The following is a 26,165-nucleotide window of genomic DNA, read 5'->3' as shown; positions in this document are numbered from 1 at the left end:
TGGGTGAATGATGTCAAACCCGGCAAATCGGGGTACGACCCAAGGGTCGGACCCCGGCATGCGGCGGCCGCTGACCAGGGTCAGACCCTTGGGTCTGACCCTGCCTTACCGGGTTTAGCCCAAAACGAATCGCACGGCATGCTGCTAGGTTTCGTCGGCGTCGCCATCTTCAGCCTCACCCTGCCCTTCACCCGCCTCGCCGTGGCGGGCATCGATCCCCTGTTCGTCGCCATGGGCCGCGCCTGTGCCGCCGCCCTGCTCGCCTTGTGCTGGCTGGCCTGGAAGCGCGCGCCCCTGCCCACCCGCGCCCAGTTGCCAACGCTGCTGGCGGTCAGCATCGGCTGCGTGATCGGCTTCCCTCTGCTCACCTCCATCGCCATGCGCACCGTGCCCGCCTCGCACGGCGCGGTGCTGGTCGGCGTGCTGCCCCTGGCCACCGCCCTCTTCTCCGCCCTGCGCGGCCACGAACGCCCCTCCAAAGGCTTCTGGGCCATGGCCGCCCTGGGCAGCAGCCTGGTGGTCGGCTTCGCCCTGCGCCAGGGCGACGGCGGCCTGCACGGCGCCGACCTGGCCGTTTTCGCCGCCGTGCTGCTGGCCGCCATGGGCTACGCCGAAGGCGGCCGCCTGTCGCAATCCATGGGCGGCGAACAAGTCATCGGCTGGGCCCTCGTCCTCTCCCTGCCCCTGGCCGCGCCGGCGACCGCCTGGCTGCTCTGGCGCGACTGGGCACAACTTGCCGCCGCACCCGCCAGCAGCTGGCTGGGCTTCGGCTACGTCTCCGCGTTTTCCATGTTCATCGGATTCTTTTTCTGGTACCGCGGCATGGCCGTGGGCGGCGTGGCGCGGGTCGGCCAGGTGCAGCTGCTGCAGCCCGGAATGACCTTATTGGGCGCCGCCGTGATCCTGAATGAAACTTTGCATATTGAGCATATTCTGTTCACTTTTGCCGTTATTGCCGTTGTCGGCGCAGGAAAACGCATGAAAGTGGGCCGTTGACCGTGACGAATTTGGCAAGGCGCAGAGTACAATACTGAATTCACAGAACCATTTTCTTGGAAATCCCATGTCTGTCTACGAAAAACTGAAGTCGCTCGATATCACCCTGACCGCGCCCGCCGCGCCGGTCGCCGCCTACGTCATGCACGTACAAAGCGGCAACCAGGTCTTCCTCTCCGGCCACATCGCCAAGAAAGCCGATGGCAGCCCATGGGTAGGCCAACTGGGTAAAAATATCTCGACCGAAGAAGGCAAACAGGCAGCGCGCGCCATCGCCATCGCCATGCTGGGCACCCTGCAAGAAGCCTGCGGCGGCGACCTCACCCGCGTCAAGCGCATCGTCAAGGTCATGAGCCTGGTGAATTCCACCCCTGATTACACCGAACAGCACCTGGTCACCAACGGCTGCTCCGAGCTGCTGGGCGAAGTGTTCGGCGACGCCGGCAAGCACGCCCGCTCCGCCTTTGGCGTGGCGCAAATCCCGCTGGGCGCCTGCGTTGAAATTGAAATGATCGCCGAAATCGCTTAAACACTGAGACATCACTATGAAAATCGAGACCCCCAACCCACTGCAGTGGAACTTCTCCGAGCGTGCCAAGGGCATGCAGGCTTCCTTCATCCGCGAGATCCTGAAGGTCACCCAGCAGCCGGAGATCACCTCCTTCGCCGGCGGCCTGCCATCGCCAGCCACCTTCCCGGTGGAGATCATGAAAGCCGCCTACGACAAGGTGCTGTCGACCAACGGCAAAGTCGCCCTGCAATACGGCCCGACCGACGGCTACATGCCGCTGCGCCAGTGGATCGCTGACTCGCTGTCCGAAAACGGCGCCAAGATCCTGCCGGAGCAGGTGCTGATGGTCTCCGGCTCGCAGCAAGCGCTGGACCTGATCGGCAAAGTGCTGATCGACGAAGGCAGCAAAGTGCTGGTCGAGACCCCGTCCTACCTGGGCGCGCTGCAAGCGTTCTCGGTGTACCGCCCTGAATTCCACTCCGTCGCCACCGACGAACACGGCCTGGTGCCGTCCTCGCTGGACGCCATCGCCGAAGGCGCGCGCCTGCTCTACGCGCTGCCGAACTTCCAGAATCCGACCGGCCGCTCGCTGTCCGTGGCACGCCGCCAGGAACTGGTGGAAACCTGCGCCCGCCTGAACCTGCCGCTGATCGAAGATGATCCTTACGGTTCGCTGTCCTACACCGGCCAGCCAAGCCCGAAGATGATCGCCATGAATCCGGAAGGCGTGATCTACATGGGCTCCTTCTCCAAGGTACTGACCCCTGGCATCCGCCTGGGCTATGTGGTTGCCCCGCTGCCGATGGTGCGCCGCCTCGAGCTGGCCAAGCAGGCGGCCGACCTGCACACCGCCCAGCTGACCCAGATGGTGGTGCACGAAGTGGTGAAAGACGGCTTCCTCGACCAGCACATCCCGACCATCCGCAAGCTGTACGGCGACCAATGCCAGGCCATGCTGACCGCGATGGACGAGCACTTCCCGAAAGAGGCCACCTGGACCAAGCCGGATGGCGGCATGTTCATCTGGGTTGACCTGCCAAAGCACATCAACGCCATGGAACTGCTGGACGAAGCGATCAAGCACAAGATCGCCTTCGTGCCAGGCGCCCCGTTCTACGCCAACGAGCCAGCCACCAACACCCTGCGCCTGTCCTTCGTGACCGTGCCGCCAGAGCGCATCCGCGCCGGCATCGAAGTGCTGGGTAAGCTGATCAAAGCACGCATGTAACATTTGAACCAGCCGGATAGCCGCAGCGCTGGCTCGCTGCGGCATCCGATTGGCTCCAAAAGCACGGTCGCCATGCTTCCGTGCGCGCCTTCCTCGTGATGAAATGCGTTTATGAAAACGCTCACCTCCGTCGCCCTGGCCGCCTTGCTGGCCGCCTCCCCCGTACATGCCGCCAACAACGATCCCGTTGTGCTGGTGCATGGCTTCCTTGGTTTTGGCACCGATACGTTTGCCTCCACCGGCTTTAAGTATTGGGGCGGCTTTAACGATATCGCCGCGCATATGCGCGCCGGCGGCAGGCCGGTGTTCACGGCTGCCGTGGGGCCGGTCAGCTCCAATTGGGACCGGGCCGTGGAGCTGTACTACCAGATCAAGGGCGGCTGCGCCGACTACGGCGCGCGCCATGCGGCCGAACACGCGGCAGCGGGCCATATCCAGAAGCCGGCCGGCAAATGCTGGGCCGCCGATGCCGCCAATAATCCGAACAACTATCCGCTGGCCCTGTACCCGCAGTGGGACGCCCAGCATCCGGTCCATTTCGTGTCGCACAGCCAGGGCGGGCAGACTATCCGCACCCTGCTGCAGTTGATGGAGAACGGACCGCCCAACGGTGCTGGCAGCGAAGGCGATGGCGCCCTGTACGCGGGCGACAAGGCCGGCTGGGTCAAGAGCGCGACGACGATCTCCTCGCCACACAACGGCACCACACTGCGCGATGTGGTGGTGGATTTTGTGCCGAAGGTGTCGGAGCTGGCGGGGGCTTTCGTCCAGGTGGCGGGACTGGGCGGCTCCGGCGGCACCGGCTACAAGTTCCGCCTGGAGCAGTACGGCCTGGCCCAGGGCCCGCTCGAGTCGATCAGCGATTATGTCGCGCGCACGCGCGGTGCGCCGTTCTGGCAATTGGCCAACCGTGACGCGGCGCAGTGGGATCTGGGCCCGGATGGCGCGGCCCAGCTCAATGAATGGGTGAAGACGTCGCCCAATGTCTACTACTTCTCCATCGGCTCGCGCGCAACCGAGCAAGGCAGCTGGTGCTGCAATAATACGGACCGCGTGATCGCGCCCTTCCAGGACCGCGCCTACCAGTATCCCCGCAACGATATGATCTTCTTCCTGAAGAATGCGGCGGGCGAGTGGGTAGTGCCGTCGGTCCTGCAGCGCGGCATGGGTTCTTATCGCGCTGCCGATTGGTACGCCAACGATGGCGTGGTCAATACCAACAGCATGCGCGGCCCGGCCGGACAGCCGCAGCGCCAGTTCAACGGCACGGCGCAGAAAGGCAGCTGGAACTATCTTGGCTACTACGACCAGCATGACCATTTCGACGTGATCGGCTGGGACGCGCCGCCGTCCATGGTTTCCCCCATCTACGACAAACTGCTCGGCATCCTCTCAGGACTCTGACCATGCGGCTCGTGCTCGCAAACGCGGCACTGGCAGCGCTGCTGGTCGCCATGTACGGTTCGGCCGGGGCGCCCGCCGCGCCGCGTGCCGATACGCGCTCCAGCGCGGCGCCAGCCCCGCCATTGGCGGCAACTGCCGCGCCCTATGTCCCAACGCCGGCGCCGCCGCGCGGCAACCCGGCGCACACCGCCGCCGCAGCCGTGCTGCACGCGGTGGAGACCTCCGTGCAGGCGGCTCGCCTGCGCGGCGCCGGCGCCAATGAAATCCACCAACTGCGCGCAAGCCGGCTGACGGCGGCGCAAATGGAAGCGCTGCTTGCAATGGAATCCGCCGAAGAGCACTGGGGCCGGCAAGTGCTGGATTTGCGCGCGCGCTGCGGCAACGGCGAGGCATGCAGCGCGCGCCTTACGCCGGAAGAGCAGGCCCGCTGGCGCAGCTACGCGGCACCGGCGCTGCGCCAATAGCCGCGCCGCGCGCCAGGTTCAGGGGCCCAGCATCCGGGTCGCTTCCTCGGCATCGACATAGCGCTCGATCAGGCGCTGCAGCGTGCCGTCGGCGCGGATCGCCTTCATCAACTCGCTCCAGCGCTTCGCCTCCTCCGCGCTGAAGCGCTTTTTGCTCAGCATCACGCTGGCCGGTCCGCGCGAACGGTTGCCGCTCCAGTCCTCGATGCGCACTGCGTCGGCCATGATTTCGTCTTTCAGGTAGCGGCTATACACCATCTTCGGCGCCAGCATGGCCTGGAAGCGCCCTGCCTTGAACATAGCGTACAGGCGGTCGCCGTCGTCCACATCCTCCACCCGCCCGATATTGCGCAATTGGCCGACAAATTCCTCGAATACCGGTCCGGCCGCATAGCCGCGCCCGAAGCCCAGGCGCAGTTCGGGCGTGGCGATAAACTCCGCCATGGAGCGCACGCCCGGCGCCACCTCCTTACGCAGGATGACCAGGTTGCGCAGCCAGATGTAAGGTTCGGACCAGGCGAACAACAGCCGTTCCGGTGTTGGCGCGGCGGAGAAAGTCATATCCACGGCACCGCTTTGCAAGGCCGGCCAGATGGCGCGCCGCTGCATGACTTTAAGCGAGAACTGGCAGCCGCTGCGCTGGCGCAACTCCTCGGCCAGATCCTTGTCCAGGCCCGCGCCGGCAGTGAAGAAATGCCCGAATTCATACAGGCCGACCACGATCGGCCGCTCGGGACAGACTGGCGCCGCCCGCGCCGGCAGGCACACGCCCGCCGCCAACAAAGCCATAGCCGCGCCAGCGCGCAAGCCACGCATCAAGTCCAGCATGCCGCCTCCCGCAGGTGTCGATCGCTGGACTTGATTATGACATGCTTATTTGCTGTTTTACTTGCTGGTGATGTTGACCATGCCCTTGAAGTCATACGGAACCACCACAGTCTGGACCTTGCCGGCTGCGATGCCTTCCGCGATCTTCATCTGGGCCTGGGCCTGCATGTAAGAGATGGCGCCGGCATTGGCGTTCAGGGCGGCGATACGTTCCGCCTCCTTGCGCGCGATCTGCACCTCCACTTCCTTGGTTTTCTCCTCGTTCTTGGCGCGCACCAGGTTGTCGGCGCTCTGCTTCACCGCGTCGCTCGGGACCATGCTGCCCACGCGCACCTGCGAAACGGTAATACCGTTTAGCTTTTCATCGTTCAGGGTGGCGATCATGGTGGCCTGGATCTCCTGCTCGATCTGGGTGCGGTTATCGTTCATGTTCAGCGCCTCGTACTTGCGCGCCACCTTGTACACCGCGTTGCGCGCCGTCTGCGAGATGTAGGCGTGCATCAGGTAGATATCGCCGCTCGCATCCTGATTGTGAAAAGCGCGGCTCTTATTGATGTACAGGTCCGACACGGCCGACGGCGTGATGTTGTAGATCACCGCCAGGTCGAAATCCTTCATGGTGGAGTTGTCGGCAGCCAGCGGCATCAGGTCGCGCACGTCGACGCTGACATCCTTGATCGGGAAGGTCAGGATGGAACCGACCAGCACCTGGTTGAAACTGCCCGCCACGCGCTCCTCCGCCTCGACCGTCTTGTCGAAGTTCACGCGCAGCCCCACTTCGCCAGTGTCGATCACCTTGCAGCCGGTCAGGGCGAAGGCCGACAACAGGACGGGAACCAGCAGGAGCGATTGTTTTTTCATGATGTACTCGAGAAGTGAAAGAAACTCGATTCTATTGCTTTCCGAACACAAAAAAATCATATAAAACACGCCAGGATTACCGTTGATCAAAAACCAACAAATATGTTCCGATATGCACCAAATGTCACAACTTCTCTTAGTCTGCCGGAAACTTTAGATAACCATCATCAACTCATCGTCTTTTTTCAGCAAAACCAACCTTGAATTTCTACAATTCCACTTGGCAACACGGTATCATCATTGGCACATCCTACTCACCCCTAGTCAGTATGAATCAAGGCGGTACCAGCTTTTCCCCACGGCGGGACGCCGTGATTTTGATTGTTGATGATGCGCCGGACAACCTCTCTGTCCTGCGCAAGTTGATGGTCGAGCAAGGCTACCAGACCTACGTCGCGAACTCCGGCGAGCGCGCGCTGGAGATCGCACGCCGCGTGCACCCGCACCTGATTCTGCTGGACGTGATCATGCCCGGCATGGACGGCTTTGAAACCTGCCGCCAGCTCAAATCCCACCCTGCCACCGAAGACATCCCGGTGCTGTTCATGAGCGCCCGCAACGAGCAAGAAGACGTGGTGACCGGCTTCGAACTGGGCGCGGTCGACTACATCGGCAAGCCGCTGCGCATGGCCGAAGTGTGCGCCCGCGTGCGCACGCAATTGCAGATCCGTTTCGCCACCGAGACGCAGCAGGAACAGGCCGAGCGCCTGCGCACCATCGTCAACAATATGGCCGAAGGCCTGCTGATCATCGAAGCCGACGGCCGCATCCAGTTCACCAACCCGGCCTGCGACCAGCACCTCGGTTACATGGCGCACGAGCTGGCCGGCAAGTCGATTTCCGACCTGCTGAACCCGCTGGTGGCCGACGAATACCTGGAGTACTTCGCGCGCTACGCGGCCAACCCGGAAACGGCGCACAGCCACGGCACGCGCGAAGTGATCATCCGCCACCGCACCGGCAAATCGGTGTGCATGGACTTGACCTTGACGCCGATGTTCCTGCGCCAGCCGCTGTTCATCGGCCTGCTGCACGACATCACCCACCACAAGCTGTCGGAAGACGCGCTGCAGCGCGCCGCCATGATCGATCCGCTGACCAAGATCGCCAACCGGCGCCACTTCGACTCCTTCCTGGAGAAGGAATGGCAGCGCGCCATGCGCACCGGCGCCCCGCTGTCGCTGGTGGTGCTGGACGTGGACCACTTCAAGCTGTACAACGACACGCTGGGCCACGCCCAGGGCGACGTTTGCCTGCAGCAGGTGGCGCAAGCGATCGGCGGCCACGCCCTGCGCGTGACCGACCTGGCGGCGCGCTACGGCGGCGAGGAGTTCGTGCTGCTGTTCGCCGAGACCGACGCCGACGCCGCCTTCCAGATGGCCGAGTCGATCCGCACCCACGTCGAATCGCTGCGCATCCCGCACCCGCGTTCCGCCACCTCGCCCTACATCACCGTCAGCATCGGCGTCGCCACCTTATGCCCGACCCCGAGCGACAATATCGAATCCCTGTTCGTCGCCGCCGACCGCGCCATGTACGTGGCCAAGGAGGAAGGCCGCAACCAGGTGCGCGCCACCCGCCCTCCCACCACCGCCATCGAGGCAGCACGGGCAATTCGGGGCCAGGTCTGACAATCGGACCCCGAATTTTCAAAGGGTGTCTGGATAGCCGGTAATGGCGGCGATCTCGGCGTACATCGGCTGCAGGCGTTTATACATTTTCAGGTAGACGCGGTGGTAGAGCTGGTTGTAGGTCTTGCGGTGCGCGGGGTCTGGCTGGAAGACGCGGCCGGGGCGCGTCATGGCGTTGATGGCGCTGGCGAAGTCCTTGTGCAGGCCGAGGCCGGCCGCGATGGCGATGGCGGCGCCCAGGCCGCTGGTCTCATACACGTGGGCGCGCGCTGCCGGCAGGCCGAAGATATCGGCTGTCAGCTGCATCGCGGCGTCGCTTTGCGAACCGCCGCCGGCTACGCGCAACTCGGTGATCTTCGTGCCGCTGCGCTTTTCAATCCGTTCACGCCCTTCACGCAAGGCATAGGCCAGGCCCTCCAGGATGGCGCGGTACATGTGGGCGCGCGTGTGCACGTCGCCGAAGCCGATCATGGCGCCCTTCGCTTCCGGGCCCGGCACCTTGATGCCGGGGCTCCAGTATGGCTGCAGCATCAATCCCATCGAGCCGGGCGGCACATCGTTCACCAGGCGGTCGAACAGCGCTTCCGGCGGCATGCCCTGCTCCACGGCGGCCGATTGCTCCAGGTGACCGAACTGCTCCTTGAACCAGTTGACCATCCAGTAGCCGCGGAAGATCTGCACTTCGGTGCTGTAGGCGCCCGGAATCGCAGCCGGATACGGCGGGATGAAGGGCGTGACTTCCACGTACTTGGTGGTGGTGGTGTTGATGGTGGCGGTGGTGCCGTAGCTCAGGCAGCCGATGTGCGGCTCCAGCCCGCCGGCGCCGATCACTTCGCAGGCCTTGTCGGCGGCGGCGGCCACCAGCGGCACGCCTTCGGGAATCCCGGTCGCCTGGGCGGCGGCGGCGTTGATGGCGCCAATCACGGCGCCCGGCTGCACCAGCTCGGGCAACTGGTCGGGACGCACGGCCAGCGCCTGCCATTTCCAGTCGCGCGCGCCGGCCCAGGCGTGGCGCTTGTAGTCGAACGGCATATAGGCCACCTGGGAGCCGGTGGAGTCGGCATAGCGTCCGCTCAGGCAGAAATTCAGGTAACCCGATAGCAGCAGGAACTTGTGCGTGCGCTCCCACAGGAAGGGCTGGTGCGCTTTGATCCAGTTCACCTCCGCCTCGCGGCGGAAATAGTCGATGGTGCCCTCCACGCCGGCCAGTTTGAAGGCGGCCTTCCACAGCGGGCCAAGCGGCGGCACCTGCTCGGTGCGGCGCTGGTCGAGCCAGGTGATGGCGGCGCGCAGCGGCTTGCCATCGCTGTCGACGCTGACCACGGTGCCGCGCTGGGTGGTGACGGCCACGCCGGCCACCGCGCTGCGCGGGATGTCGGTGACGGTCCACAGGCGCTGGCAGGCGGCGCAGACGGCGTCCCAATAGCCCTCGGCCTTGTGTTCGGCCCAGCCGGGCTGCTCGGAATAATAGGCCGGCTGCAGATGGACCTGGGTCTTGGCCACCAGGTTGCCGTGCAGGTCGAACAGCAGCGCGCGCACGCTTTGCGTGCCATTGTCGATGGAGAGGAGGTATTGGGTCATGCGCGTGCTTTCGGCAGGCTGTAGTTTGCTCGGCATAATGCCAGATATGCCGCTTCTTCGGCAGCCCAGCGCTGGTCGTCCCAACCCAGTTCCGGCTGGCAGATGGCGCGGATGCGCGGCAGCACGGCGGCGCCGCCATGCGCCAGCTGGATGCCGAGGCGGCTGCGGCGCAGCATCAGGTCTTCCAGCTGTTGCACCGATTCGTGGCGCGCGGCCCAGCGCAGTTGGGCCCACAGGGTTTGCGTGCCGGGGATAAAGGCCAGTTCGCCGTCCTGCGCGGCGGCGGCCAGTTGCGCGGACAGGGCGCCGTAGCGGCCTTGCAGGCGCTGCGCCTGGCCGGACGGCAGGTCTTGCAACAGGCCTGCCTGCGCGCGCGTGGCCGGCGTTGGGGCGAAGATGGGGCGCGGGCCAAGGTCGGCCTGCCAGCCGGGCAACTGCGGGGCGGCGTGGCGCAGCACGTCCAGCGCGATGGCGCGGAAGGTGGTGAGCTTGCCGCCGGTGACGGTCAGCAGGCCTGGCTGCTGCCACAGCACGTGGTCGCGCGCTTCTTTCGAGGGATCGGCCTTGCCGGTGTCGATAACGGGCCGCACGCCGGCATAGGTGGCCAGCACGTCGCTTTCCTCCAGCGCGAGCGTGGGGAACTGGTCGTGCAGGGCTTCCATCAGGTAGTCGGTTTCTTCCTGCGTGATGGCGGCTTCCTGCTGCAGGTCGGCACGGTGGTCGACATCGGTGGTGCCGACGATGCTCACGCCCTCCCAAGGGAAGGCAAACACGGGCCGGCCGTCGCGCGGATGCATCAGGCTGATCGCCTGCGCCAGCGGCAAGCGCCACGCCGGCAGCACCAGGTGGCTGCCGCGCAGGGGCCGCAGGCGCGCGGCAGGCTGCTGGTGCAGGCGGTCGGCCCAGGCGCCGGTGGCGTTCACCACCAGGCGCGCGCGCACTTCATGCGTGGCACCGCTCACGGCGCAGCGCACCTGCGCTCCATTCACGCGGCCGGCGGCCGCGGCGTCCGCGCGCAGCAGCGACTGCACGGCGCAGTAGTTCAACGCCACCGCGCCCAGCGACTGGGCTTCCTGCAGCACGCGCAGCACCAGGCGCGCATCGTCGGTCTTGGCGTCCTGATAGCAGATGCCGCCCTGCAGGCCCGCGGTGCGGATGCGCGGCGCCATCTGCAGGAACTCCTGCGCGCCGAAATAGTGGCGCGCACGCTGGCCCGCCATGCGGTCATAGATCGCCAATCCAAGCAGGAAGGCGCGCCGCCCCGGCTTGCGGCCAAGGTAGTCGCCGAAGGCAAAGCTTTGCGGCTCCACCAGTCCCGGCGCATCGCGCAGCAGGGCATCGCGTTCATGCACCGATTCCCGCGTCAGGGCAAACTGCCCCTCCTTCAGGTAGCGCAGGCCGCCGTGCACCAGCTTGGACGAGCGGCTCGACGTGCCCCAGGCGAAGTCGCGCTGTTCCAGCAGCAAGGCGCGCAAGCCGCGCCGCGCCGCCTCCAGCAGGATGCCGGCGCCGGTAATGCCGCCGCCCACCACCAGCACATCCCACTCCTGCGCCAGCAGGGCGGGCAACTGGGCGCGCCCGCCCGGGGACCAGTGCGCGGCGCAGCTCATGCGCCCTGCCCGCCCGGCAGCAGCTTGCCCGGATTCATAATGCCCTGCGGGTCGAAGTGCGAGAACAGCGCCTGCATGGCCGCAATGCCCGCCGGGCCCTTCTCCGCCGCCAGGTAGGGCGCATGGTCGCTGCCCACGCCGTGCTGGTGGCTGATGGTGCCGCCATTGTCGACAATCGCCATGCTGACCGCGTGCTTGAGCGCGCGCCAGCGCGCCATGTCCGTCTCGAAGTCGCCCGCCAGGCGGTAGACAAAGGTGGTGTACACGCTGGCGCCCTGCGCATACAGGTGCGACAGGTGGGTGTATGTGTGGACTTTCTCGCCCATGCCGCCCAGGACACCGGTGGCGGCAGCTTCCACCGCGCCCATCATCAGGCTCACGCGCGGCCAGTCCACCGCTGTTTCCACGGTGTCGATCACATAGCCCTGCTGCCACGCGGCGTTGCGCAGGTAGACATTGCGGAAGCGCCCTTCCTTCCACTTGTCGCCCATGCGGCGCCCCACATGCACGCCCTGGTGGGCGGCGCAGGTGGCCAAGGCCGCCGCCAGCGCCACGCGGGCCAGCCGGCGCGTGCCGCTGACGCCGATCATCAGCATGCATTTGCCCTCGCCGCAGCCGCGCAAGCGCAGCCAGCCTTCCAGCAGGCCGATCAGGCGCTTGTGGCCGGCCAGCGCCAGCATAGTCACGGTTTCCAACGGATTCGACAGGCGCAGCATCGACAGGCCGCCGCGCGCTTGCGCCAGGGTGCGCACCGCCGCTTCCGCGCGCTCCCAGTCCGGGAAGAACACGGCGTGGAAGGCTTCGTATTCCGGCAGCGCGCTGACGCGCACCGTGGCCTCGGTCAAAATACCCATGCGGCCCTCGGAACCGAGCACGATTTCGCGCAGGTCGGTGCCGGCGGCGGACGCCGGGAACGTCGGGATATCAAGCCGCCCCTGCGGCGTTTCCACCACGCCGCCGGCGAACATCTGCTCAATGCGGCCGTAGCGCAGCGATTGCTGGCCGGAGGAACGGGTCACCACCCAGCCGCCCAACGTCGAGTATTCGAACGACTGCGGGAAATGGCCCAGCATATAGCCGTGGGCCCGCAGTTGCGCCTCCAGGTCCGGCCCCAGCACGCCGGCGCCGAAGGTGGCGAGCTGCGCTTGCCGGTCCAGGTGGTGCAGTCGCCCCATGCGCGTCATATTCACCGCCAGCACCGGGCGCTCGCCGTCGGGCGCGGTCAGGTGGCCGGCCACGCTGGTGCCGCCGCCCTGCGGGATCAGCGCCGCGCCGTGTTGCATGGCGAAGAAAATCAGCTCGCGCACCTGCTCCGCGCTCTCCGGATAGGCCACGCCGTCCGGCGCCCTGCCGATGCGGCCATAGCGCAGCTTGAGCCAGTCCGGCAGGCTTTGGCCGAGGGCGTTGCGCAGGCGTGTGGCAGGGGCCTTATCGACCAGCGGATGGTCCGGCAGGCGCGAGGCGGCCAGCGAGGCGCAGGCGGCCTCGAAACTGGCGTCCTGCACGGCCTGGCCGGTGCCGATGCGGCTGGCCAGGAAGGCCAACGCGTCATCGTGCAGCGGATATTCGAATGTCTCCTCGCCCCAACCATTCCAACGTTTCATGTGCAATCCCTTGTTATACTTTGCTCAAGAAAGATTAACCCATTGCCCGCCGCCAGTCTTGCGTATTCATGCCAGTCATGCCAGCCGTTTTGTTCGATCATGCCAAGCCGCCCCGCGTTGCGGGTTCCTACCTGCAGCCTTTGCTGGAGGCGGCGGCCGCGCGGGGTGTCACGCCGCAGGCGCTGGAGCAGGCCGCGGGGCTGCCAGGCGGATCGCTCGAACCTTTGCCGGAATCGCTGGCGGCCGATGCCTACGTGCGCCTGCTCGATGCGGGCGCCGAACTGGCGCACGATCCGCACTTCGGCCTGCATGTCGGCGAGCGCGTCAAGCTTGGCACCTACACGGTGTACGGCCTGATCCTCCTCAGCTGCCGCGATTTCGGCCAGGCCTTCGAGCAGACCCTGCGCTACGAACAGCTGGCGCATGACCTGGGGCGTTCCACCCTGCAGGCCGAGGGCCAACTGGCCTGCTACACCTGGCACTCCCACTATCCCGCCCATCACCGCCACTTGGCGGACAGCGTGTTCGCCGGCATCCGCGTGTTTGGCAACTGGCTGGCCGGCATGCCGCTGCCGCCGGCCGAATTGGCGTTGACGCACGACGGCGGCGACCCCGCCGGGCACGCGGAGTACCTGCGGCTGTTCGGCGCCCTGCCGCGCTTCAACGCGCCCGCCAATGTGGCGCGCTTTGATGCGGCGATGCTGGCCTGGCCGGTGCCGAACGCGGATGTCAGCCTGTACCCCGTGCTGACGCAGCACGCCGAGCAGCTGTTGAGCAAACGCGCCGCCGCGCCCGTCCCGGCGATCGTGCAGCAGGTGCATGCCGTCATCGTGCGCCGCCTGGCGCATGGCCAGGTGCGGGTAGCGACCGTGGCGGAAGAACTGGGCCTGTCCGCGCGCACCCTGCAGCGCAAGCTGGCCGACGCCGGCTCCAGCTTCCAGCAAGTACTGGATGAAGCGCGTTTCGCGCTGGCGCGCGACTACCTGCGCCAGCCCGGCCTGTCCCTGGTGGATATCGCCTTCCTGCTGGGCTACCAGGAGCAAAGCGCTTTCACGCATGCCTTCCGCGACTGGTCGGGCATGAACCCGGGCGCCTGGCGCGCCGCCGGGCGCTAGATCTCGGTCCCGCGCACGCGGATAAAGGGGCCGATGCAGCTGCCCATATCGCGCCGCTGGCACATCAGGAACATATTTTTCGAAGGGTGGAACAGGATATAGGCCTTGATCACATGGCCGACCTGGGTGATCTCGCCGGTACAGTCCTTCTTGCCGTTGTCCTTGACGATCTTGTCGTTGGAGCCGTAAAAGCCGTCGCCATCGGGCTGGTCGTCGATATCGAATTCGGTCTCCGCCACCTCGGCAGCGCTGGTGATCAGGGCGGTGCCGTCGGCGCGGATGCGGTACATCTCGTGGCAGGAACCATCCGGCAGTTCGAAGCGCCAGGTGCCTACAATGGGGTGGTCGGGCCTGAGGGGAGCAGCCAGCGCACATTGGGCAGCCAGCAAGGCTGCGGCGAGCAACAAAGAGGATTTCATGGCGACTCCCTGGGAGTGGTTACAGCCAGTATATCCCTGTTGGCCTACTTGCACTTTCCTGTTGCTGCCGCGTAGGCCCAGCCGGGCAGCCCAAGCCAACCGCCAAGCCTGAGCGGCACATGCTTGGTCGCATCGGCATGCAGGCAATCAGGTTTTTCCGCCGCCTCGAACGCGCGGTCGATCTTCTGCCGCGCGCCCTTGTCCAGGGTGCCGCCGCTGCTGAAATCAGCGGCCGCCGGCACGCGTTCCAGTTTTGGCATTTCCGCCACCGTGGCGCGTACCGCTTCCCTGATCACCTTCTCATCGATGCGCAACGGCGCCTGCGCCGCAGCCGGTGCAACGGCCGCCGCCAGCACAGCACACGCAAGGGCGCGGTGGGACATCATTTTTCAGCCACTTCCTTCAACTGGGCCAGGCCTTTTTCAAAGTCCTTGCCCACCAATTTGTCCATGCTCGTGAACACGCCCATCAGCTTGGTGGCGAACAGGCTCTTGCCCTGCATGGTCCAGGTAATCAGGGTGCCCTCGCCGTCCGGCTGCAGCATGAATTCGGTCTGGTTGGAGGACGCGAAGGGCTTGATGAAATCAAGCTTGATGGCCAGGCTCGAGGGCACCTGGCTGTCGATGATCTCCATCCGGCCCTGGCCCACATCGCGATTGCCGCTCCAGGCGTACACCGCGCCTTTGCCGCTGGCCGCGCCGGTAAAGGTGCGCTGCATGTTCGGGTCCTTCTTCTCCCACGGCGACCAGGCCGGCCATTGGTGGAAATCGTTCAGGTAGGCCATGACTTTTGCCGGCGGCGCCTTGATGCTCGCGCTGCGCTGCACGGTAAAGCTGTCCGGCTGCGTCAATGCCAGGCCGAGCAGGATCACCGCCACCAGGATCAGGCCCATCGAGATATTCTTCAGCATAGTCCACTCTTCGCTTTAGTACCACTGCCAGACTAACACAAGGTACGTGCGCGCAAAAGCAGGGGCAGCGCGCTCGGCGTCATGGTGAAACTGAACACCTCCTCCACCGGCGGCGCGCCCGGCACCAGCTCGATGGTGAAGCTGCGCGCCAGCATCGAGACGACCATGCGGATCTCGCACATGGCCAGGTAGCGCCCGGGGCAGAACCGCGGCCCGCCGCCAAAGGGCACCATCTTGCGGCCCGGGTCGTCGAGCTGTTCCTTCATACCCGGCTCCAGCCAGCGCTCGGGCCGGAATTCATCGCCATCCTGCAGCGGCACCTGCAGCGCAAAGGCATGGCGCAGCAGCATGAACACCACCACGCCGGACGGCACCCGCACCCCGTCCAACGCCACCTCCTGCACCGATTCCGAGCCGAGTATCGGCGCCACCGGCTTCATGCGCATGGCCTCCTGCACGCAGGCATCCAGGTAAGGCATATGCTCCAGGCCGGGCGCCGCATCGGCCTCCTGCGCCAGGCGCGCGGCCGCCTGCGGCGCCCGCGCCAACAGGTAGAGCAGCCAGGCGATGGTGTTGGCGGTCGTATCCTCGCCGGCAAACACCATATTGATGGCATTGGCCTGCACCATCTTGTCGTCAAAACCGGAGCCGGGCATGTCGGCCGCCACCAGCATCGCCTCCAGCAGGTTGCCCGGCTTGTCGTACAAGGCGGGGTTGGCCGCCATGCGGGCGCGCGCATCGGCGATGAAGCCATCCACTGCGGCGTGGATGCGCCGTCCCGCCGCATCGGCGGCACGGTCCACCGGCAGCTTGAACGTGCGCCAGTAAGGGATGGGCGCCAGCAGGCGGCGCGCCACCTGGGTGAACAGGAATTCGATATCCTGCTGCAGCGGGTTGTCCTCATGCGTCAGCATGTCCTGGTCCTGCCCCATCGCCATGCCGATCGTGACATCCAGCGCAAAGGCCTTCAGGTCGCGCAACAGGCGCTGCGGCTGGCCCGCTGCGGCCTGGGCCTGCCAGCGCCGCCGCAAGCGTTCGGTCATCGCAGCCAGGGCGGGATGGAAACGGTTGATCACCTCCGGCGTCAGCGCATGCATCACCAGCTTGCGCTGGCGGCGCCACTCCTCGCCCTCGGCCGAGAACACGCCGGCCGCCGCCGCCTCGTTGATCACGCTGGCCACGCGCTGCGAACGACGCCACTGGTCGGGGCGGTCATGCAGGATTTGCGCGATATCGGCGCGCCGGCTGGTGACGATGATGCGCCGGTCGGCCAGGCGCATGCGGTAGATGGGGCCGAATTCGCGCGCCCAGCTTTCCAGCTGCTGGTGGAAACGGTGGCTCTTGATTCCAAAATTACCCAGCAGCGGCACGCCGCTGGGGCCAGGCAGGTGATCCATGTGACACCTCCTTTAGAAACCGCACTCCCGCAAATAGTCGATGAACAGGCGCAGCCGGGCCGGCGTGAACTGGCGCGACGGACGCACCGCGAACAAGCCGAACGGCTCCGGGCTGGCATCGGCCAGCAGCTGCACCAGGCGGCCATCGGCCAGCGCATCGGCCAGCACAAACTCCGGCAGCAGCACAATGCCCATGCCCTGCATCGCGCACTCGGCCAGCGCCTCCGCATTGTTGGCCGCCAGCGGCACCTTCAGGTCGAGCTGCTCGCCCGGGTCGCCGATCAGCCGGCCCCATTCTTCGCGCACGCTCAGCAAGCTGTAATTTAACACCGAGTGGCCGCGCAGCCCCGCCAGCGTGGCCGGCCGCCCGGCGCGCGCCAGGTAGGCTGGCGCGGCCGCGAACACCCGGCCCACGCTGCCGATACGCGTCGCCACCAGCGAAGAGTCGCGCAGGAAGCCGATGCGCAGGGCGACGTCGATCGCCTCCGCATGCAGGTCGGTAGTGCGATCCTCCAGCAGCAGCTGCACCTTCAGGTCCGGGTGGCGCCGCATGAACGGCGGCAGCACCGGCGCCACCTTCTGGATGCCGAAGCTGAGCGGCGCCGCCACGCGCAAGGTGCCGCTGGCGGCATCCTGGCCCTGGCGCACGCGCTCCTGGGCTTCGTCCAGCAGCTGGAACACGGCCTGCGCGTCGGCGTAGAAGGCGCGGCCGGCCTCGGTGATGTCGTTGCGGCGCGTGGTGCGCGTGATCAGCTGGCTGCCCAGCGCCGCCTCCAGCGTAGCGATGCGGCGGCTGATGGCGGCGGTGCTGACCGCCAGCTGCTCGGCGGCGCGCACAAAGCTGCCGCTTTCCACCACCGCGATAAAGCTGCGCAGGTCGATCAAGTCATATTGTTCCATTTTGCGTAAATATTATTTGCACAGACAGCAGTTTATTACGCATTCCGAGTTTATTAAAGTACACCCATCGCAACCACAACCACCAAGGAGCACAGCATGAACTTCAAGTCCCTGATCAAAGCCGCCCTGCCAGCCGTTCTCGCCTTCAGCGCCCTCTCCGCCCAAGCCGCCCCGCCTGCCGAACAGCTGCTGACGCCGAAGAACCACACCCTGGTGCTGATCGACCACCAGCCGCAGATGGCCTTCGCCACCCGCTCCATCGACGTGACCGAACTGCGCAACAATGTGACCGGCCTGGCCAAGGCAGCCAAGGTGTTCAAGGTGCCAACCATCCTGACCACGGTCGCGGCCAAGTCGTTTAGCGGCCCGATCTTCCCTGAACTGCAGGCCGTATTCCCCGAGCAGGCGCCAATCGACCGTACCACCATGAATACCTGGGAAGACCAGCGCGTGGTCGATGCGGTACAGAAGAACGGCCACAAGAAAGTGGTGATGGCCGCGCTGTGGACCGAAGTCTGCCTGGTGCAGCCGGTGCTGTCGGCGATCGACCAGGGCTACCAGGTGTATATCGTGACCGACGCTTCCGGCGGCGTGACCAAGGAAGCGCACGACATGGCGGTGCAGCGCATGGTGCAGGCCGGCGCCCGTCCGGTGACCTGGCTGCAGTACATGCTGGAACTGCAGCGCGACTGGGCCCGTGGCGAGACCTATGCGCCGGTGACCAAGATCGCCGCTGAACACGGCGGCGGCTATGGCCTGGGCATCGTGTATGCCAAGGAGATGTTCAACGCCAAGGAAGGCCAGAAGTAAGCATGCGCCTCGCCAGCGCCCTGCTGGCAGCCTGCGGGCTGCTGGCATCCGCCGCGGCCCCGGCGCAGCAGCCGGGCCGCGCGGTGTACGAATCGGTCTGCATCGCCTGCCACGCCGTCGAGAATGTGATGGTGAGCGCGCCCAAACTGGGGGCGCGCAAGGATTGGCAGCAACGCCAGCAGCGCGCCGGCGGGCTGGATGGCCTGGTGCGCAACGCGGCCAACGGGGTGGGCGCCATGCCCGCCCGGGGCGGCCGCGACGAGCTGGACGAGGCCCAGCTTAAGGCCGCGATCCGCTACATGATGCAGGCGGATTGACCCGGCTCCATTCGCACCAGCCGCCGTCGTACACGCTGATGCGCTCCCACGCCATCAGCCAGGCATAGAAAAACGCCAGCGAAGCCCGCCAGCCGGTGCCGCAGTAGAACGCGGTGCGCTGGCCGGGCCCGACGCCCGCCTGGCGCCACAGCGCGCTAATTTCCGCCGGCGGCTTCATGGTGCCGTCCGCATGCTGGTACTCGCTCATGCTGTGCACGTCGCCGTCGTTGCCGGCGCGGCCCCAGCGGGCGCCCGGAATATCGCCGCGCGCTTCGATATAGCTGTAGCCCGAAGTCGCCCCGACATGCTCCTGCCAGGTACGGATGCTGACCAGGGCGCCGTCCGCCTGCTGCAGCAGTTCGCGCGCCTGGGCAGTGTCAATCAGGAAGTCGGGGCGCGCCGGGAAGGCCGCGCCAAAGGCGGCCGCCGGCGGCACTGGCGCCGGCGCGCCCTGCTGCAGCGCATGGCCGGCGCGCAGCCACCCATCCAGGCCGCCATCGAGCAGGCGCACGTCGGCCACGCCGGCATACAGCATCAGGTGGGCGGCGCGCGCGGCCGCCAGTGAATTGCGTCCGTACAGGATGACGGTGGTATCGTGGCCGATGCCGTTTTCCAGCAACAGCGCCAGCAGGGCCTCGTCGGACACCTTGTTCCACAGGGGCTGTCGTTCCAGGCGATTGGTATCGATATAGGCGGCGCCCGGGATATGGCCGGCCAGGTAGGCGGCCCCGCTGTCGCAGCCTACCTCGAACAGGCGCCACGCCCCGGCCGGCGCGGCCTGCACAGGCGCGCCGTCCAACAAGCGCGCCAGCCAGGCAGGCGAAGGCAGCTGGCGCCAGCGCGCCAGGTCGGGACGAAAGTGCATTTATTACAACTCAAGATCAGTTACCAGCCGGGAGTTTAGCAGCTTCCGGCTTGGCCTCCGGCTTTGCTTCCGGCTTGGCTTCCACCTTTTCCGCCGGGTGCAGCACCACCTGCACATAGTTCTTGAAGTCGAAATAGCGCTTGGCGGCAGCCTGCACATCGGCCACGGTCAGGCTGGCAATCATCTCGTTGTGGCGCAGGATGGCCTTGGGATCGGTCTGGTTGACCAGGGCGGCCTGCAACTGGCCCGCCCACCAGCCGTTCTCGCGGATCGCGCGGCGGTAATTGTTGCTCCAGTTTTCCTTGACCTTGACCAGGTCGGCCGCCTCCGGCCCTTGCTCTTGCAGCTTGCGCGCCTCGGCAAAGGTGATCTCGATCGCCTTCTCGACATTCTCCGGCGCCGTCGGCAGGCCCAGGGTGATGCTGTAGCTCGGGTAAGGGTTGCGCGCCAGGCCGCCATGGATGCTGGAGGTGTACACCAGGCCATGCTTCTCGCGCAGCGCCTCGGTCATCTTGATCTGCATGATCTCGACCAGGGCGCGCAAGCGCATCTGCTCCGTTTCGTTGAAGGTCGCCTCGCCGGTGAAGGCGATGCTGACCTGGCTCTTCTGCTCGCGGCCACGGCGCACTTCCTTCTTGACCACGCCGCGCAGCGGGCGCACGCCGCGGTCCTTGTACGCATCGACGATGCGGTGCGCCGGCAGGCCGCCCAGATAGGTGGCCAGCAGCGGCTTGGCGCGCGCCAGGTCGATACTGCCGACAAAGAAGAAGGTCATGCCGTAGGCGCTCGACATGCGCTCCTTGTGCAGCGCCATCACGCGGTCCAGGCGGATGCCGTCGAACTCCTCCGGGCGCGGCGTCAAGCCCACGCGCGGGTGGTTGCCGAACATGGTGGTGCGCATGGTGTCGTTCAACACGACATCCGGACGCGCCTGCGCATTGCGCGCCTGCTCCTGCTGCTTGTCGATGAAAATATCGAACAGCGCCTGGTCGCGGCGCGGCGCAGTCATTTGCAGGAACACCAGCTGCAGCATGGTTTCCATGTCCGCGCTGGTGGACGTGCCGCCGAACGCCTCGTTGATGCCGCCCAGCACGTAGGCCGAGCCGACGCTGCGCCCGGCCAGCATTTTCTGCAGCTCGAACGGGCTGTAGTCCTTTACGCCCATCGCCGCCAGGATGCCGCTGGCATAGCGCGCATTGGTGATGTCGCCCTCCTCGGCCAGCGAACTGCCGCCGAAACGGGTGGATGTCATCACCACCTGGTCGTTCTTGAAATCGGTCGGCTTCAGCACCACGCGCACGCCGTTCGACAGCAGCAGCTCGGTCGTGCCGAGCGCCTTGTCGCTGGTCTCCTTGACGATGCGCCCGCCCTTGGGCGGCTGCGCCATCAGGCTCGCGGCCAGGGCCTTCTCTTCGCGCGCGGCCATGGTCGCCTTCTCGGCCGCCTCCACGGTGGCCAGCATCTGCGGCGCCTGCGGCACCACGGTGCCCGACTTGTCGTTCCCCATGAAGATGATCAGCTTCTTCTGCCCCATCGGAATCGCGCTGCGCACCTGGGCATTGACCTCCTCCAGCGTCACGCCGGGCAGCAAGTCCTTGTAGTAGCCGTATTCCGCCACAATGCCGGGCATGGCCTCGCCATCCAGGAAATGACGCTGGATCTCGGCCACGTGCACACCGGAGTCGGTCTTGTCGCGCTCGTTGTACAGGTTTTCCATGAAGCGCATCATGTTCTTCTTGGCGCGCTCCAGTTCCGCCGCGCTGAAACCCAGCTGGCGCGCGCGCTCGCCCTCCTCCACCACCGCGCGGATGGCCGGCAGCGTGCCCGCCTTGCCCACGACGGCGCTGGAAACAAAGGCGCGGTAGCCGTGCACCGCCTTGGCCATGGTGCTGGAGCCTTGCAGGAACGGCGGGTTCGGTTGCTGCGTCAGTTCCGCAATGCGCTGGCTCAGCATCGATGCCGACAACTGCTCCACCATCTTGCTGCGGTACTCGCCTACGGTGCGCGCCTCCTCCCGCTTGAGGAAGGGATAGCGGATCGCCACCAGGTTCGAGGGCGATTCGCGGTCGGTCACCACCAGCGCCTCCGACTCGGTGCGCTCGGGGATGGTGGCGTAGGTGCGCGGGCGCGGGTTGGCCGGATTCACCAGCTTGGCGAAATGGCTGACCACCAGGCGTTCGGCATGCGCGGGGTCGACGTCGCCCACCACGATCACCGCCATCAGGTCCGGACGGTACCAGTCCTTGTAGAAGCGGCGGATCGCCTCCGGCTTGAAGGTCTTCAGCACCTCCGCCTTGCCGATCGGCAGACGGCGCGCATACAGGGAACCGTTGAAGATCTTCGGCAGCAGCACCTTGTTCATGCGGTCGGAAGCGCCTTTCCCCAGGCGCAGCTCCTCCAGCACGATGCCGCGCTCGCTCTCGATGTCGGCATCGTTGAAGGTCACGCCCTGGGCCCAGTCCTCCAGCACCAGCAAGCCCTTGTCCAGGTTCTCCGGCTTATCCAGCGGCAGCGGCAGCATGTACACCGTCTCGTCGAACCCGGTATAGGCATTCAGGTCGGCGCCGAACTTCACGCCCACCGACTGCAGCCAGGACACCAGCTCATGGCGCTTGAAATTGGCCGAGCCATTGAACGCCATATGCTCGGTGAAGTGGGCCAGGCCAAGCTGGTCCTCGTCCTCCAGCACGGAACCGGCGCGCACCACCAGGCGCAGCTCGACCCGCTTTTCCGGGCGGCGGTTTTGCTGGATATAGTAAGTCAGGCCGTTTGCCAGCTTGCCCATTTTGACTTGCGGGCCGATCGGCAATGCGGTGGAAGGTTCGGGCGCCGCGGCAGCCACCAAAGAGCAGCACAGCAAAGTGGCCGCCAGAAGCAGATTTAGTAGTTTCATAACAGTGTACGATACACCATTGCCCTTCCTTAGTGCTAGTATCGCGCCTATGAACGCCCACCGCTCTGCAATCAACTGGCTCGCAAGCTGGTGGCGGCTGCTGCAGTTTGCCGCCCTGCTGCTCACGCGCGCCATGGCGCCATCCAGCTACCGGCGCGACAACCGGCGCGTGCTGTCCGAGCAGATCGTCATCGCCACCAGCAACAACCTGGTTTGGTTCAGCGTGCTGTGCGCCCTGATCAGCCTGGTCATCATCCGCATTGTCGTCGTCACCTCCAACAGCTACGGCCTGTCGCGCTTTGCCCTGGAAATGGTGGTGCGCGTACTGGTGCTGGAACTGCTGCCGCTGACCGCCGCCCTGTTTGTCGCCCTGCGCACAACGCTACCCGCCGGTGTCGAATTCGCCCAGCAAAGGCTGGCCGGGACCGCGCCCGATCCGCGCGCCGCCCTGCGCACCCAGTTCTACCCGCGCGCCGCCGCCGGTGTGTTCGCCGTGTGGCTGCTGGCCGCGGTCAGCTGCGCCATCACGCTGGTGCTGGCCTACCTGGTGATGTACGGCTTCACGCCGTGGGCGCTGCCGGGCTACACGCGCGTGGTGGGCCAGATCTTCAATCCCGCCGTCAGCCTGATCCTGGTGCTGAAAGTGGTATTTTTCAGCCTGGCGGTAGCGGTGATCCCGCTCGCTTCCTCCTATTACAGCGGCGCCGCCAGCCCCCTGCGGCGGCGCACCGGCGCGGCGCACGGGCTGGCCGACATGGTGCGCATGTTTTCCGTGATCCTGCTGGTGGAAGCAGCTTCCCTGATGGGCAACTACTACTAACTATATGAACGAAACAAACAACCCGCCGGCACCGGCCCCGATCCATAACGCCGAAGCCAAAGCCGTCGCCCTGCTGGTGCTGCTGGTAGCGCTGGTACTGGGCGCCATCATGTACCTGATGTACGCGCGCGGCGCCTTTGAGCCCACACAGAGGCTGGTGCTGACCGCGGACGACTCGGAAGGGGTGAGCGTCGGCATGGACGTCACATTCGCCGGCTTCCCGATCGGGCGCGTGCAGCGCATCGAGCTGGCGCAGGACGGCAAGGCCCGCATCCTGATCGACGTGCCGAAGAAGGATGCGCACTGGCTGCGCGCCTCCAGCATCTTCACGCTGGAAAAGAGCCTGGTCGGCGGCGCCAAGCTGCGCGCCTTCACCGGCATCCCCACCGACCCGCCGCTGGCGGAAGGCGCCGAACGCGCCCTGCTGGTGGGCGACATGGCCGCCGAAATCCCGCGCCTGCTGCAAACGGCCAAAGACCTGTTGAGCAACCTGGCCGCCCTCACCGCCGAAGAGTCCGCCCTCGGCACCAGCCTGCGCAACGTGCAAGGCGTCACCGAAAAACTGAACGGCCCCGGCGGCGCGCTGGGCCTGCTGGCCGGCGAAGACCAGAAAGCGCGCGAACTGCTGCGCAATGCCAATTCCCTGGTACTCAAAGCCGACAGCCTGGTCGGCAACGCCGACAAGCGCGTGTTCGGCGACAAGGGCCTGGCCAACGACACCCAGGCCGCCGTGCAGCAGTTGAACGCGCTGTTGGCCGACGCCCGCACCAGCCTGAAAAAGCTCGACGCCGTGCTGGTCGAAGCGCAAGCGGTCGGCGCCAACACGCGCGCCGCCACCGAAGACCTGGGCGCCCTGCGCGCCGAAGTCGACGCCAACCTGCGCAAGATCGAACAGATGATCAATGAACTGAACCGCAAATGGCCGTTCAAGCGCAACGAACCGGAGATCCGGCTGCCATGAAGACCAACCACCCCGCCCCGATTGCGCTGGCCGCGCTGCTCATCGCCGCGCTGGCCGGCTGCGGCAGCGGCCCGCGCGTGCCCGACTGGCAACTGAACGCCGCCAGCGCCACCGAACGCGCCAGCTCGGCCTACCTGGAAGGCCGCAGCGCCGTCGCCGAGCACGAATTCAACATCGCGCGCAAGCAAGTGGGCAGCACCGGCCAACCCGGGCAAGCCATCCGCGTCGAGCTGCTGCGCTGCGCCGTGCAGGTTGCCGCCCTGGCCTACGACGACTGCCCCGGCCTCACGCCGCTGCAGCCCGACGCCAGCGCCGCCGACCTGGCCTACGCCCGCTACCTGGCAGGCAGCGCCAGCGCCGCCGACGCCGGGCAGTTGCCCGAAGCCCAGCGCGCCGTCGCCGCCGCGGCAGACGACCGTGCCGCCGCCGCTGCGGCCGCAGCGATCGCCGATCCCCTGTCCCGCCTGGTGGCCGCCGGCGCCTTATTGCGCGCCAACCGCGCCACGCCCGAGCTGATTACAACGGCCATCAGCACCGCCTCCAGCCAGGGCTGGCGCCGTCCCCTGCTGGCCTGGCTGCAGCTCCAGCTCCAGCGTGCGGAACAAGCCGGCGACCAGGCCGAAGCCGACCGCATCCGCCGCCGCATCGCCCTTGCCACCCCTTAGGCACGGCTGTATTAAGCGAGTCTGTAGTCAGCTGGCGGACTTGGCGGCGGCTTCGCGCAGCTTGTCCTTTTTGCTCTTGCGCTTGCCTTTGATGCCGCCGGTGCCGTCGTTGGCGCCGGGCGGGAGGGGCTGGGCGAGCGTGGCGGGCTCAAAACCGGGCAGGCGTTCGCGCTCAACGCGGACGTTCTGGCGCTTTTCGATCAGGCGGAAGTGCTGCTCGGCATCCGGCGTGATGAAGCTGACCGCCAGGCCGGAAGCGCCGGCGCGGCCGGTGCGGCCGATGCGGTGGGTGTAGTCGGCCGGGGCGCGCGGCAGGTCGTAGTTGACCACCACCGGCAATTGGGCGATGTCGATGCCGCGCGCGGCGACGTCGGTCGCGACCAGTACCTTCAGTTTGCCTTCGCGGAAGTCGTTCAGCACCGAGGTGCGGGCGCCCTGGCTGAAATCGCCGTGGAACGCTTCCGCCGCCACGCCGCCGCGGCGCAGCTTGTCGGCCACATGCTCGGAGGCGTATTTGGTGGCGACAAACACCAGCACCTGGCGCCAGCCCTCTTCCTTCAGCAGGATGCGCAACAGCGAGGTGCGCTGCGACTGGTCGACTTCAATCGCGCGCTGGGTAATGTCGGGCGCTTGCGATGCTTCCTGCTCGGTGGCGACGCGCACCGGTTCGTGCAGCAGCTTGTCGGCCAGGACCTGCACCGCCGGCGGGAAGGTGGCGGAGAAGAACAGATTCTGGCGCCGCGCCGGCAGCAGCGCCATGATGCGCGCCAGTTCGTCGGCAAAGCCCATGTCGAGCAGCTTGTCGGCTTCGTCCAGCACCAGCACCGACGTGTCGTCCAGCTTCAGCGCATTGTGTTCGACCAGGTCCAGCAGGCGGCCCGGCGTCGCCACCATGATGTCGGTGCCGCCGCGCAGCGCCATCATCTGGGGATTGATCGAGACGCCGCCGAAAGCGACCGAAACCTTGACCGGCTGCGGCAAATGCGAGGCCAGCCCGCGCAGCACTTCGCCCACCTGGGCCGCCAGTTCGCGCGTCGGCGCCAGCACCAGGCCATGCAGCTTGCGCGGGGCGTTGCCGGCTGCGGTGCGCGCCGCCAGCAGGCCGTGCAGCAGGGGCAGCGCGAAGGCGACCGTCTTGCCGGAGCCGGTTTGCGCCTGCCCCAGCACGTCGGCGCCGCGCAAGGCGGGCGGAATGGCGGCGGACTGGATGGCGGTCGGCGTGCTAAAGCCGCTTTCCGTAATGGCGTTAAGCAGTGGGGCCGCGAGGCCCAGGCTGGAGAAATTCATGGTGTGCTTGGTGTGGACAAGCTGCCAGTATACCTTGCGCAGGGTTTCATGCGACTATACGCGTGCTATCCAACCACCAACAAGCCGT

Annotated in this window: 25 protein-coding genes; 12 read left to right on the top strand and 13 right to left on the bottom strand. The window is 66.3% G+C overall.

The features are described from left to right. Positions 1-138 precede the first annotated feature (138 nt). From GTP41_RS13160 to GTP41_RS13140, 5 genes are all read left to right on the top strand, one after another. Positions 139-996, top strand: coding sequence for a DMT family transporter (locus GTP41_RS13160; protein ID WP_161026033.1), 858 nt, complete (start codon positions 139-141; stop codon positions 994-996). A 67-nt stretch (positions 997-1,063) separates the two neighbouring features. Further along, positions 1,064-1,525 (top strand): RidA family protein, encoded by a 462-nt coding sequence (locus GTP41_RS13155; RefSeq protein WP_161026032.1) that lies wholly within the window; start codon positions 1,064-1,066, stop codon positions 1,523-1,525. 16 nt (positions 1,526-1,541) lie between these two features. Next, positions 1,542-2,735: an aminotransferase-like domain-containing protein gene (locus GTP41_RS13150; protein ID WP_161026031.1), complete on the top strand. Its 1,194-nt coding sequence runs from the start codon at positions 1,542-1,544 to the stop codon at positions 2,733-2,735. A gap of 111 nt (positions 2,736-2,846) precedes the next feature. Continuing rightward, on the top strand, positions 2,847-4,139 hold the full coding sequence (locus GTP41_RS13145) for an esterase/lipase family protein (RefSeq protein WP_161026030.1): 1,293 nt from the start codon (positions 2,847-2,849) through the stop codon (positions 4,137-4,139). A 2-nt stretch (positions 4,140-4,141) separates the two neighbouring features. After that, the gene (locus tag GTP41_RS13140) at positions 4,142-4,603 is read left to right on the top strand and encodes a hypothetical protein (protein ID WP_161026029.1); all 462 of its coding nucleotides are present in this window, start codon (positions 4,142-4,144) and stop codon (positions 4,601-4,603) included. Positions 4,604-4,621: 18 nt separating this feature from the next. Here the strand turns inward: GTP41_RS13140 and GTP41_RS13135 are convergent, their stop codons facing one another. Both GTP41_RS13135 and GTP41_RS13130 read right to left on the bottom strand, forming a co-directional pair. Next, positions 4,622-5,431: a substrate-binding periplasmic protein gene (locus tag GTP41_RS13135; RefSeq protein ID WP_161026028.1), complete on the bottom strand. Its 810-nt coding sequence runs from the start codon at positions 5,429-5,431 to the stop codon at positions 4,622-4,624. Positions 5,432-5,488: 57 nt separating this feature from the next. Beyond that, positions 5,489-6,292, bottom strand: a complete 804-nt coding sequence (locus GTP41_RS13130; RefSeq protein ID WP_161026027.1) for an SPFH domain-containing protein — start codon at positions 6,290-6,292, stop codon at positions 5,489-5,491. A 269-nt stretch (positions 6,293-6,561) separates the two neighbouring features. Between GTP41_RS13130 and GTP41_RS13125 the strand changes: the two genes are divergently transcribed. Beyond that, on the top strand, positions 6,562-7,923 hold the full coding sequence (locus GTP41_RS13125; RefSeq protein ID WP_161026026.1) for a diguanylate cyclase domain-containing protein: 1,362 nt from the start codon (positions 6,562-6,564) through the stop codon (positions 7,921-7,923). A gap of 18 nt (positions 7,924-7,941) precedes the next feature. Here the strand turns inward: GTP41_RS13125 and GTP41_RS13120 are convergent, their stop codons facing one another. From GTP41_RS13120 to GTP41_RS13110, 3 genes are read right to left on the bottom strand one after another with little or no spacing between them, the layout of a single operon-like run. Beyond that, positions 7,942-9,504: an FGGY-family carbohydrate kinase gene (locus GTP41_RS13120; RefSeq protein WP_161026025.1), complete on the bottom strand. Its 1,563-nt coding sequence runs from the start codon at positions 9,502-9,504 to the stop codon at positions 7,942-7,944. Then, complete coding sequence (locus tag GTP41_RS13115; RefSeq protein ID WP_161026024.1) at positions 9,501-11,114, bottom strand: glycerol-3-phosphate dehydrogenase/oxidase; 1,614 nt, start codon at positions 11,112-11,114, stop codon at positions 9,501-9,503. The genes GTP41_RS13120 and GTP41_RS13115 overlap by 4 nt, the downstream gene beginning before the upstream one ends. Further along, a complete protein-coding gene (locus GTP41_RS13110) occupies positions 11,111-12,718 on the bottom strand; it encodes an FAD-binding oxidoreductase (protein ID WP_161026023.1) in 1,608 nt (535 codons plus the stop codon). The genes GTP41_RS13115 and GTP41_RS13110 overlap by 4 nt, the downstream gene beginning before the upstream one ends. Positions 12,719-12,795: 77 nt before the next feature. On the opposite strand from GTP41_RS13110, the gene GTP41_RS13105 reads away from it, so the two are divergent. Next, a complete protein-coding gene (locus tag GTP41_RS13105; protein WP_161026022.1) occupies positions 12,796-13,833 on the top strand; it encodes an AraC family transcriptional regulator in 1,038 nt (345 codons plus the stop codon). Here the strand turns inward: GTP41_RS13105 and GTP41_RS13100 are convergent. From GTP41_RS13100 to GTP41_RS13080, 5 genes are read right to left on the bottom strand one after another with little or no spacing between them, the layout of a single operon-like run. Then, positions 13,830-14,252, bottom strand: a complete 423-nt coding sequence (locus tag GTP41_RS13100) for a hypothetical protein (RefSeq protein WP_161026021.1) — start codon at positions 14,250-14,252, stop codon at positions 13,830-13,832. The two genes, GTP41_RS13105 and GTP41_RS13100, sit on opposite strands and share 4 nt — an antisense overlap. Positions 14,253-14,296: 44 nt before the next feature. Beyond that, entirely contained in the window at positions 14,297-14,638 is a 342-nt protein-coding gene (locus GTP41_RS13095; protein WP_161026020.1) for a hypothetical protein, read from the bottom strand. Then, positions 14,635-15,162, bottom strand: a complete 528-nt coding sequence (locus GTP41_RS13090) for an SRPBCC family protein (protein ID WP_161026019.1) — start codon at positions 15,160-15,162, stop codon at positions 14,635-14,637. Before GTP41_RS13090 ends, GTP41_RS13095 begins: the two co-directional genes overlap by 4 nt. Positions 15,163-15,194: 32 nt before the next feature. Beyond that, complete coding sequence (locus GTP41_RS13085; RefSeq protein ID WP_161026018.1) at positions 15,195-16,559, bottom strand: cytochrome P450; 1,365 nt, start codon at positions 16,557-16,559, stop codon at positions 15,195-15,197. Positions 16,560-16,571: 12 nt separating this feature from the next. Further along, positions 16,572-17,459: a LysR family transcriptional regulator gene (locus GTP41_RS13080; RefSeq protein WP_161026017.1), complete on the bottom strand. Its 888-nt coding sequence runs from the start codon at positions 17,457-17,459 to the stop codon at positions 16,572-16,574. A gap of 96 nt (positions 17,460-17,555) precedes the next feature. Here GTP41_RS13080 and GTP41_RS13075 point away from each other — a divergent pair, with 96 nt between their 5' ends. Continuing rightward, positions 17,556-18,269: a hydrolase gene (locus GTP41_RS13075; RefSeq protein WP_161026016.1), complete on the top strand. Its 714-nt coding sequence runs from the start codon at positions 17,556-17,558 to the stop codon at positions 18,267-18,269. A gap of 2 nt (positions 18,270-18,271) precedes the next feature. Next, positions 18,272-18,586 carry a c-type cytochrome gene (locus GTP41_RS13070; protein WP_161026015.1) on the top strand — a complete coding sequence of 105 codons (315 nt, stop codon included), beginning with the start codon at positions 18,272-18,274 and terminating at the stop codon, positions 18,584-18,586. Here the strand turns inward: GTP41_RS13070 and GTP41_RS13065 are convergent. Then, the gene (locus tag GTP41_RS13065) at positions 18,549-19,451 is read right to left on the bottom strand and encodes a sulfurtransferase (protein WP_161026014.1); all 903 of its coding nucleotides are present in this window, start codon (positions 19,449-19,451) and stop codon (positions 18,549-18,551) included. The two genes, GTP41_RS13070 and GTP41_RS13065, sit on opposite strands and share 38 nt — an antisense overlap. 16 nt (positions 19,452-19,467) lie before the next feature. Beyond that, positions 19,468-22,344 (bottom strand): M16 family metallopeptidase, encoded by a 2,877-nt coding sequence (locus tag GTP41_RS13060; protein ID WP_161026013.1) that lies wholly within the window; start codon positions 22,342-22,344, stop codon positions 19,468-19,470. Between the two features lie 49 nt (positions 22,345-22,393). On the opposite strand from GTP41_RS13060, the gene GTP41_RS13055 reads away from it, so the two are divergent. Genes GTP41_RS13055 through GTP41_RS13045 form a run of 3 tightly spaced genes read left to right on the top strand, consistent with a single transcriptional unit; the run spans position 22,394 to position 24,790 of the window. Then, entirely contained in the window at positions 22,394-23,164 is a 771-nt protein-coding gene (locus GTP41_RS13055) for an MlaE family ABC transporter permease (RefSeq protein ID WP_161026012.1), read from the top strand. 4 nt (positions 23,165-23,168) lie between these two features. After that, complete coding sequence (locus GTP41_RS13050) at positions 23,169-24,125, top strand: MlaD family protein (RefSeq protein WP_161026011.1); 957 nt, start codon at positions 23,169-23,171, stop codon at positions 24,123-24,125. Then, complete coding sequence (locus GTP41_RS13045; protein WP_161026010.1) at positions 24,122-24,790, top strand: hypothetical protein; 669 nt, start codon at positions 24,122-24,124, stop codon at positions 24,788-24,790. Before GTP41_RS13050 ends, GTP41_RS13045 begins: the two co-directional genes overlap by 4 nt. Positions 24,791-24,817: 27 nt before the next feature. Here GTP41_RS13045 and GTP41_RS13040 read toward each other — a convergent pair whose 3' ends face one another. Further along, positions 24,818-26,077 (bottom strand): DEAD/DEAH box helicase, encoded by a 1,260-nt coding sequence (locus tag GTP41_RS13040; RefSeq protein WP_161026009.1) that lies wholly within the window; start codon positions 26,075-26,077, stop codon positions 24,818-24,820. Between the last annotated feature and the right edge of the window lie 88 nt (positions 26,078-26,165).

Source organism: Pseudoduganella guangdongensis (assembly GCF_009857475.1).
Classification (GTDB): domain Bacteria; phylum Pseudomonadota; class Gammaproteobacteria; order Burkholderiales; family Burkholderiaceae_D; genus Rugamonas; species Rugamonas guangdongensis.
This window is presented reverse-complemented; position numbering and strand designations above follow the sequence as displayed.

What these genes read in the sequence shown, in the direction of transcription:
- GTP41_RS13160 (WP_161026033.1), top strand. Translation starts at nt 139, where the DNA reads ATGCTGCTAGGTTTCGTCGGCGTCGCCATCTTCAGCCTCACCCTGCCC.
- GTP41_RS13155 (WP_161026032.1), top strand. Translation starts at nt 1,064, where the DNA reads ATGTCTGTCTACGAAAAACTGAAGTCGCTCGATATCACCCTGACCGCG.
- GTP41_RS13150 (WP_161026031.1), top strand. Translation starts at nt 1,542, where the DNA reads ATGAAAATCGAGACCCCCAACCCACTGCAGTGGAACTTCTCCGAGCGT.
- GTP41_RS13145 (WP_161026030.1), top strand. Translation starts at nt 2,847, where the DNA reads ATGAAAACGCTCACCTCCGTCGCCCTGGCCGCCTTGCTGGCCGCCTCC.
- GTP41_RS13140 (WP_161026029.1), top strand. Translation starts at nt 4,142, where the DNA reads ATGCGGCTCGTGCTCGCAAACGCGGCACTGGCAGCGCTGCTGGTCGCC.
- GTP41_RS13135 (WP_161026028.1), bottom strand. Translation starts at nt 5,431, where the DNA reads ATGCTGGACTTGATGCGTGGCTTGCGCGCTGGCGCGGCTATGGCTTTG.
- GTP41_RS13130 (WP_161026027.1), bottom strand. Translation starts at nt 6,292, where the DNA reads ATGAAAAAACAATCGCTCCTGCTGGTTCCCGTCCTGTTGTCGGCCTTC.
- GTP41_RS13125 (WP_161026026.1), top strand. Translation starts at nt 6,562, where the DNA reads ATGAATCAAGGCGGTACCAGCTTTTCCCCACGGCGGGACGCCGTGATT.
- GTP41_RS13120 (WP_161026025.1), bottom strand. Translation starts at nt 9,504, where the DNA reads ATGACCCAATACCTCCTCTCCATCGACAATGGCACGCAAAGCGTGCGC.
- GTP41_RS13115 (WP_161026024.1), bottom strand. Translation starts at nt 11,114, where the DNA reads ATGAGCTGCGCCGCGCACTGGTCCCCGGGCGGGCGCGCCCAGTTGCCC.
- GTP41_RS13110 (WP_161026023.1), bottom strand. Translation starts at nt 12,718, where the DNA reads ATGAAACGTTGGAATGGTTGGGGCGAGGAGACATTCGAATATCCGCTG.
- GTP41_RS13105 (WP_161026022.1), top strand. Translation starts at nt 12,796, where the DNA reads ATGCCAGCCGTTTTGTTCGATCATGCCAAGCCGCCCCGCGTTGCGGGT.
- GTP41_RS13100 (WP_161026021.1), bottom strand. Translation starts at nt 14,252, where the DNA reads ATGAAATCCTCTTTGTTGCTCGCCGCAGCCTTGCTGGCTGCCCAATGT.
- GTP41_RS13095 (WP_161026020.1), bottom strand. Translation starts at nt 14,638, where the DNA reads ATGATGTCCCACCGCGCCCTTGCGTGTGCTGTGCTGGCGGCGGCCGTT.
- GTP41_RS13090 (WP_161026019.1), bottom strand. Translation starts at nt 15,162, where the DNA reads ATGCTGAAGAATATCTCGATGGGCCTGATCCTGGTGGCGGTGATCCTG.
- GTP41_RS13085 (WP_161026018.1), bottom strand. Translation starts at nt 16,559, where the DNA reads ATGGATCACCTGCCTGGCCCCAGCGGCGTGCCGCTGCTGGGTAATTTT.
- GTP41_RS13080 (WP_161026017.1), bottom strand. Translation starts at nt 17,459, where the DNA reads ATGGAACAATATGACTTGATCGACCTGCGCAGCTTTATCGCGGTGGTG.
- GTP41_RS13075 (WP_161026016.1), top strand. Translation starts at nt 17,556, where the DNA reads ATGAACTTCAAGTCCCTGATCAAAGCCGCCCTGCCAGCCGTTCTCGCC.
- GTP41_RS13070 (WP_161026015.1), top strand. Translation starts at nt 18,272, where the DNA reads ATGCGCCTCGCCAGCGCCCTGCTGGCAGCCTGCGGGCTGCTGGCATCC.
- GTP41_RS13065 (WP_161026014.1), bottom strand. Translation starts at nt 19,451, where the DNA reads ATGCACTTTCGTCCCGACCTGGCGCGCTGGCGCCAGCTGCCTTCGCCT.
- GTP41_RS13060 (WP_161026013.1), bottom strand. Translation starts at nt 22,344, where the DNA reads ATGAAACTACTAAATCTGCTTCTGGCGGCCACTTTGCTGTGCTGCTCT.
- GTP41_RS13055 (WP_161026012.1), top strand. Translation starts at nt 22,394, where the DNA reads ATGAACGCCCACCGCTCTGCAATCAACTGGCTCGCAAGCTGGTGGCGG.
- GTP41_RS13050 (WP_161026011.1), top strand. Translation starts at nt 23,169, where the DNA reads ATGAACGAAACAAACAACCCGCCGGCACCGGCCCCGATCCATAACGCC.
- GTP41_RS13045 (WP_161026010.1), top strand. Translation starts at nt 24,122, where the DNA reads ATGAAGACCAACCACCCCGCCCCGATTGCGCTGGCCGCGCTGCTCATC.
- GTP41_RS13040 (WP_161026009.1), bottom strand. Translation starts at nt 26,077, where the DNA reads ATGAATTTCTCCAGCCTGGGCCTCGCGGCCCCACTGCTTAACGCCATT.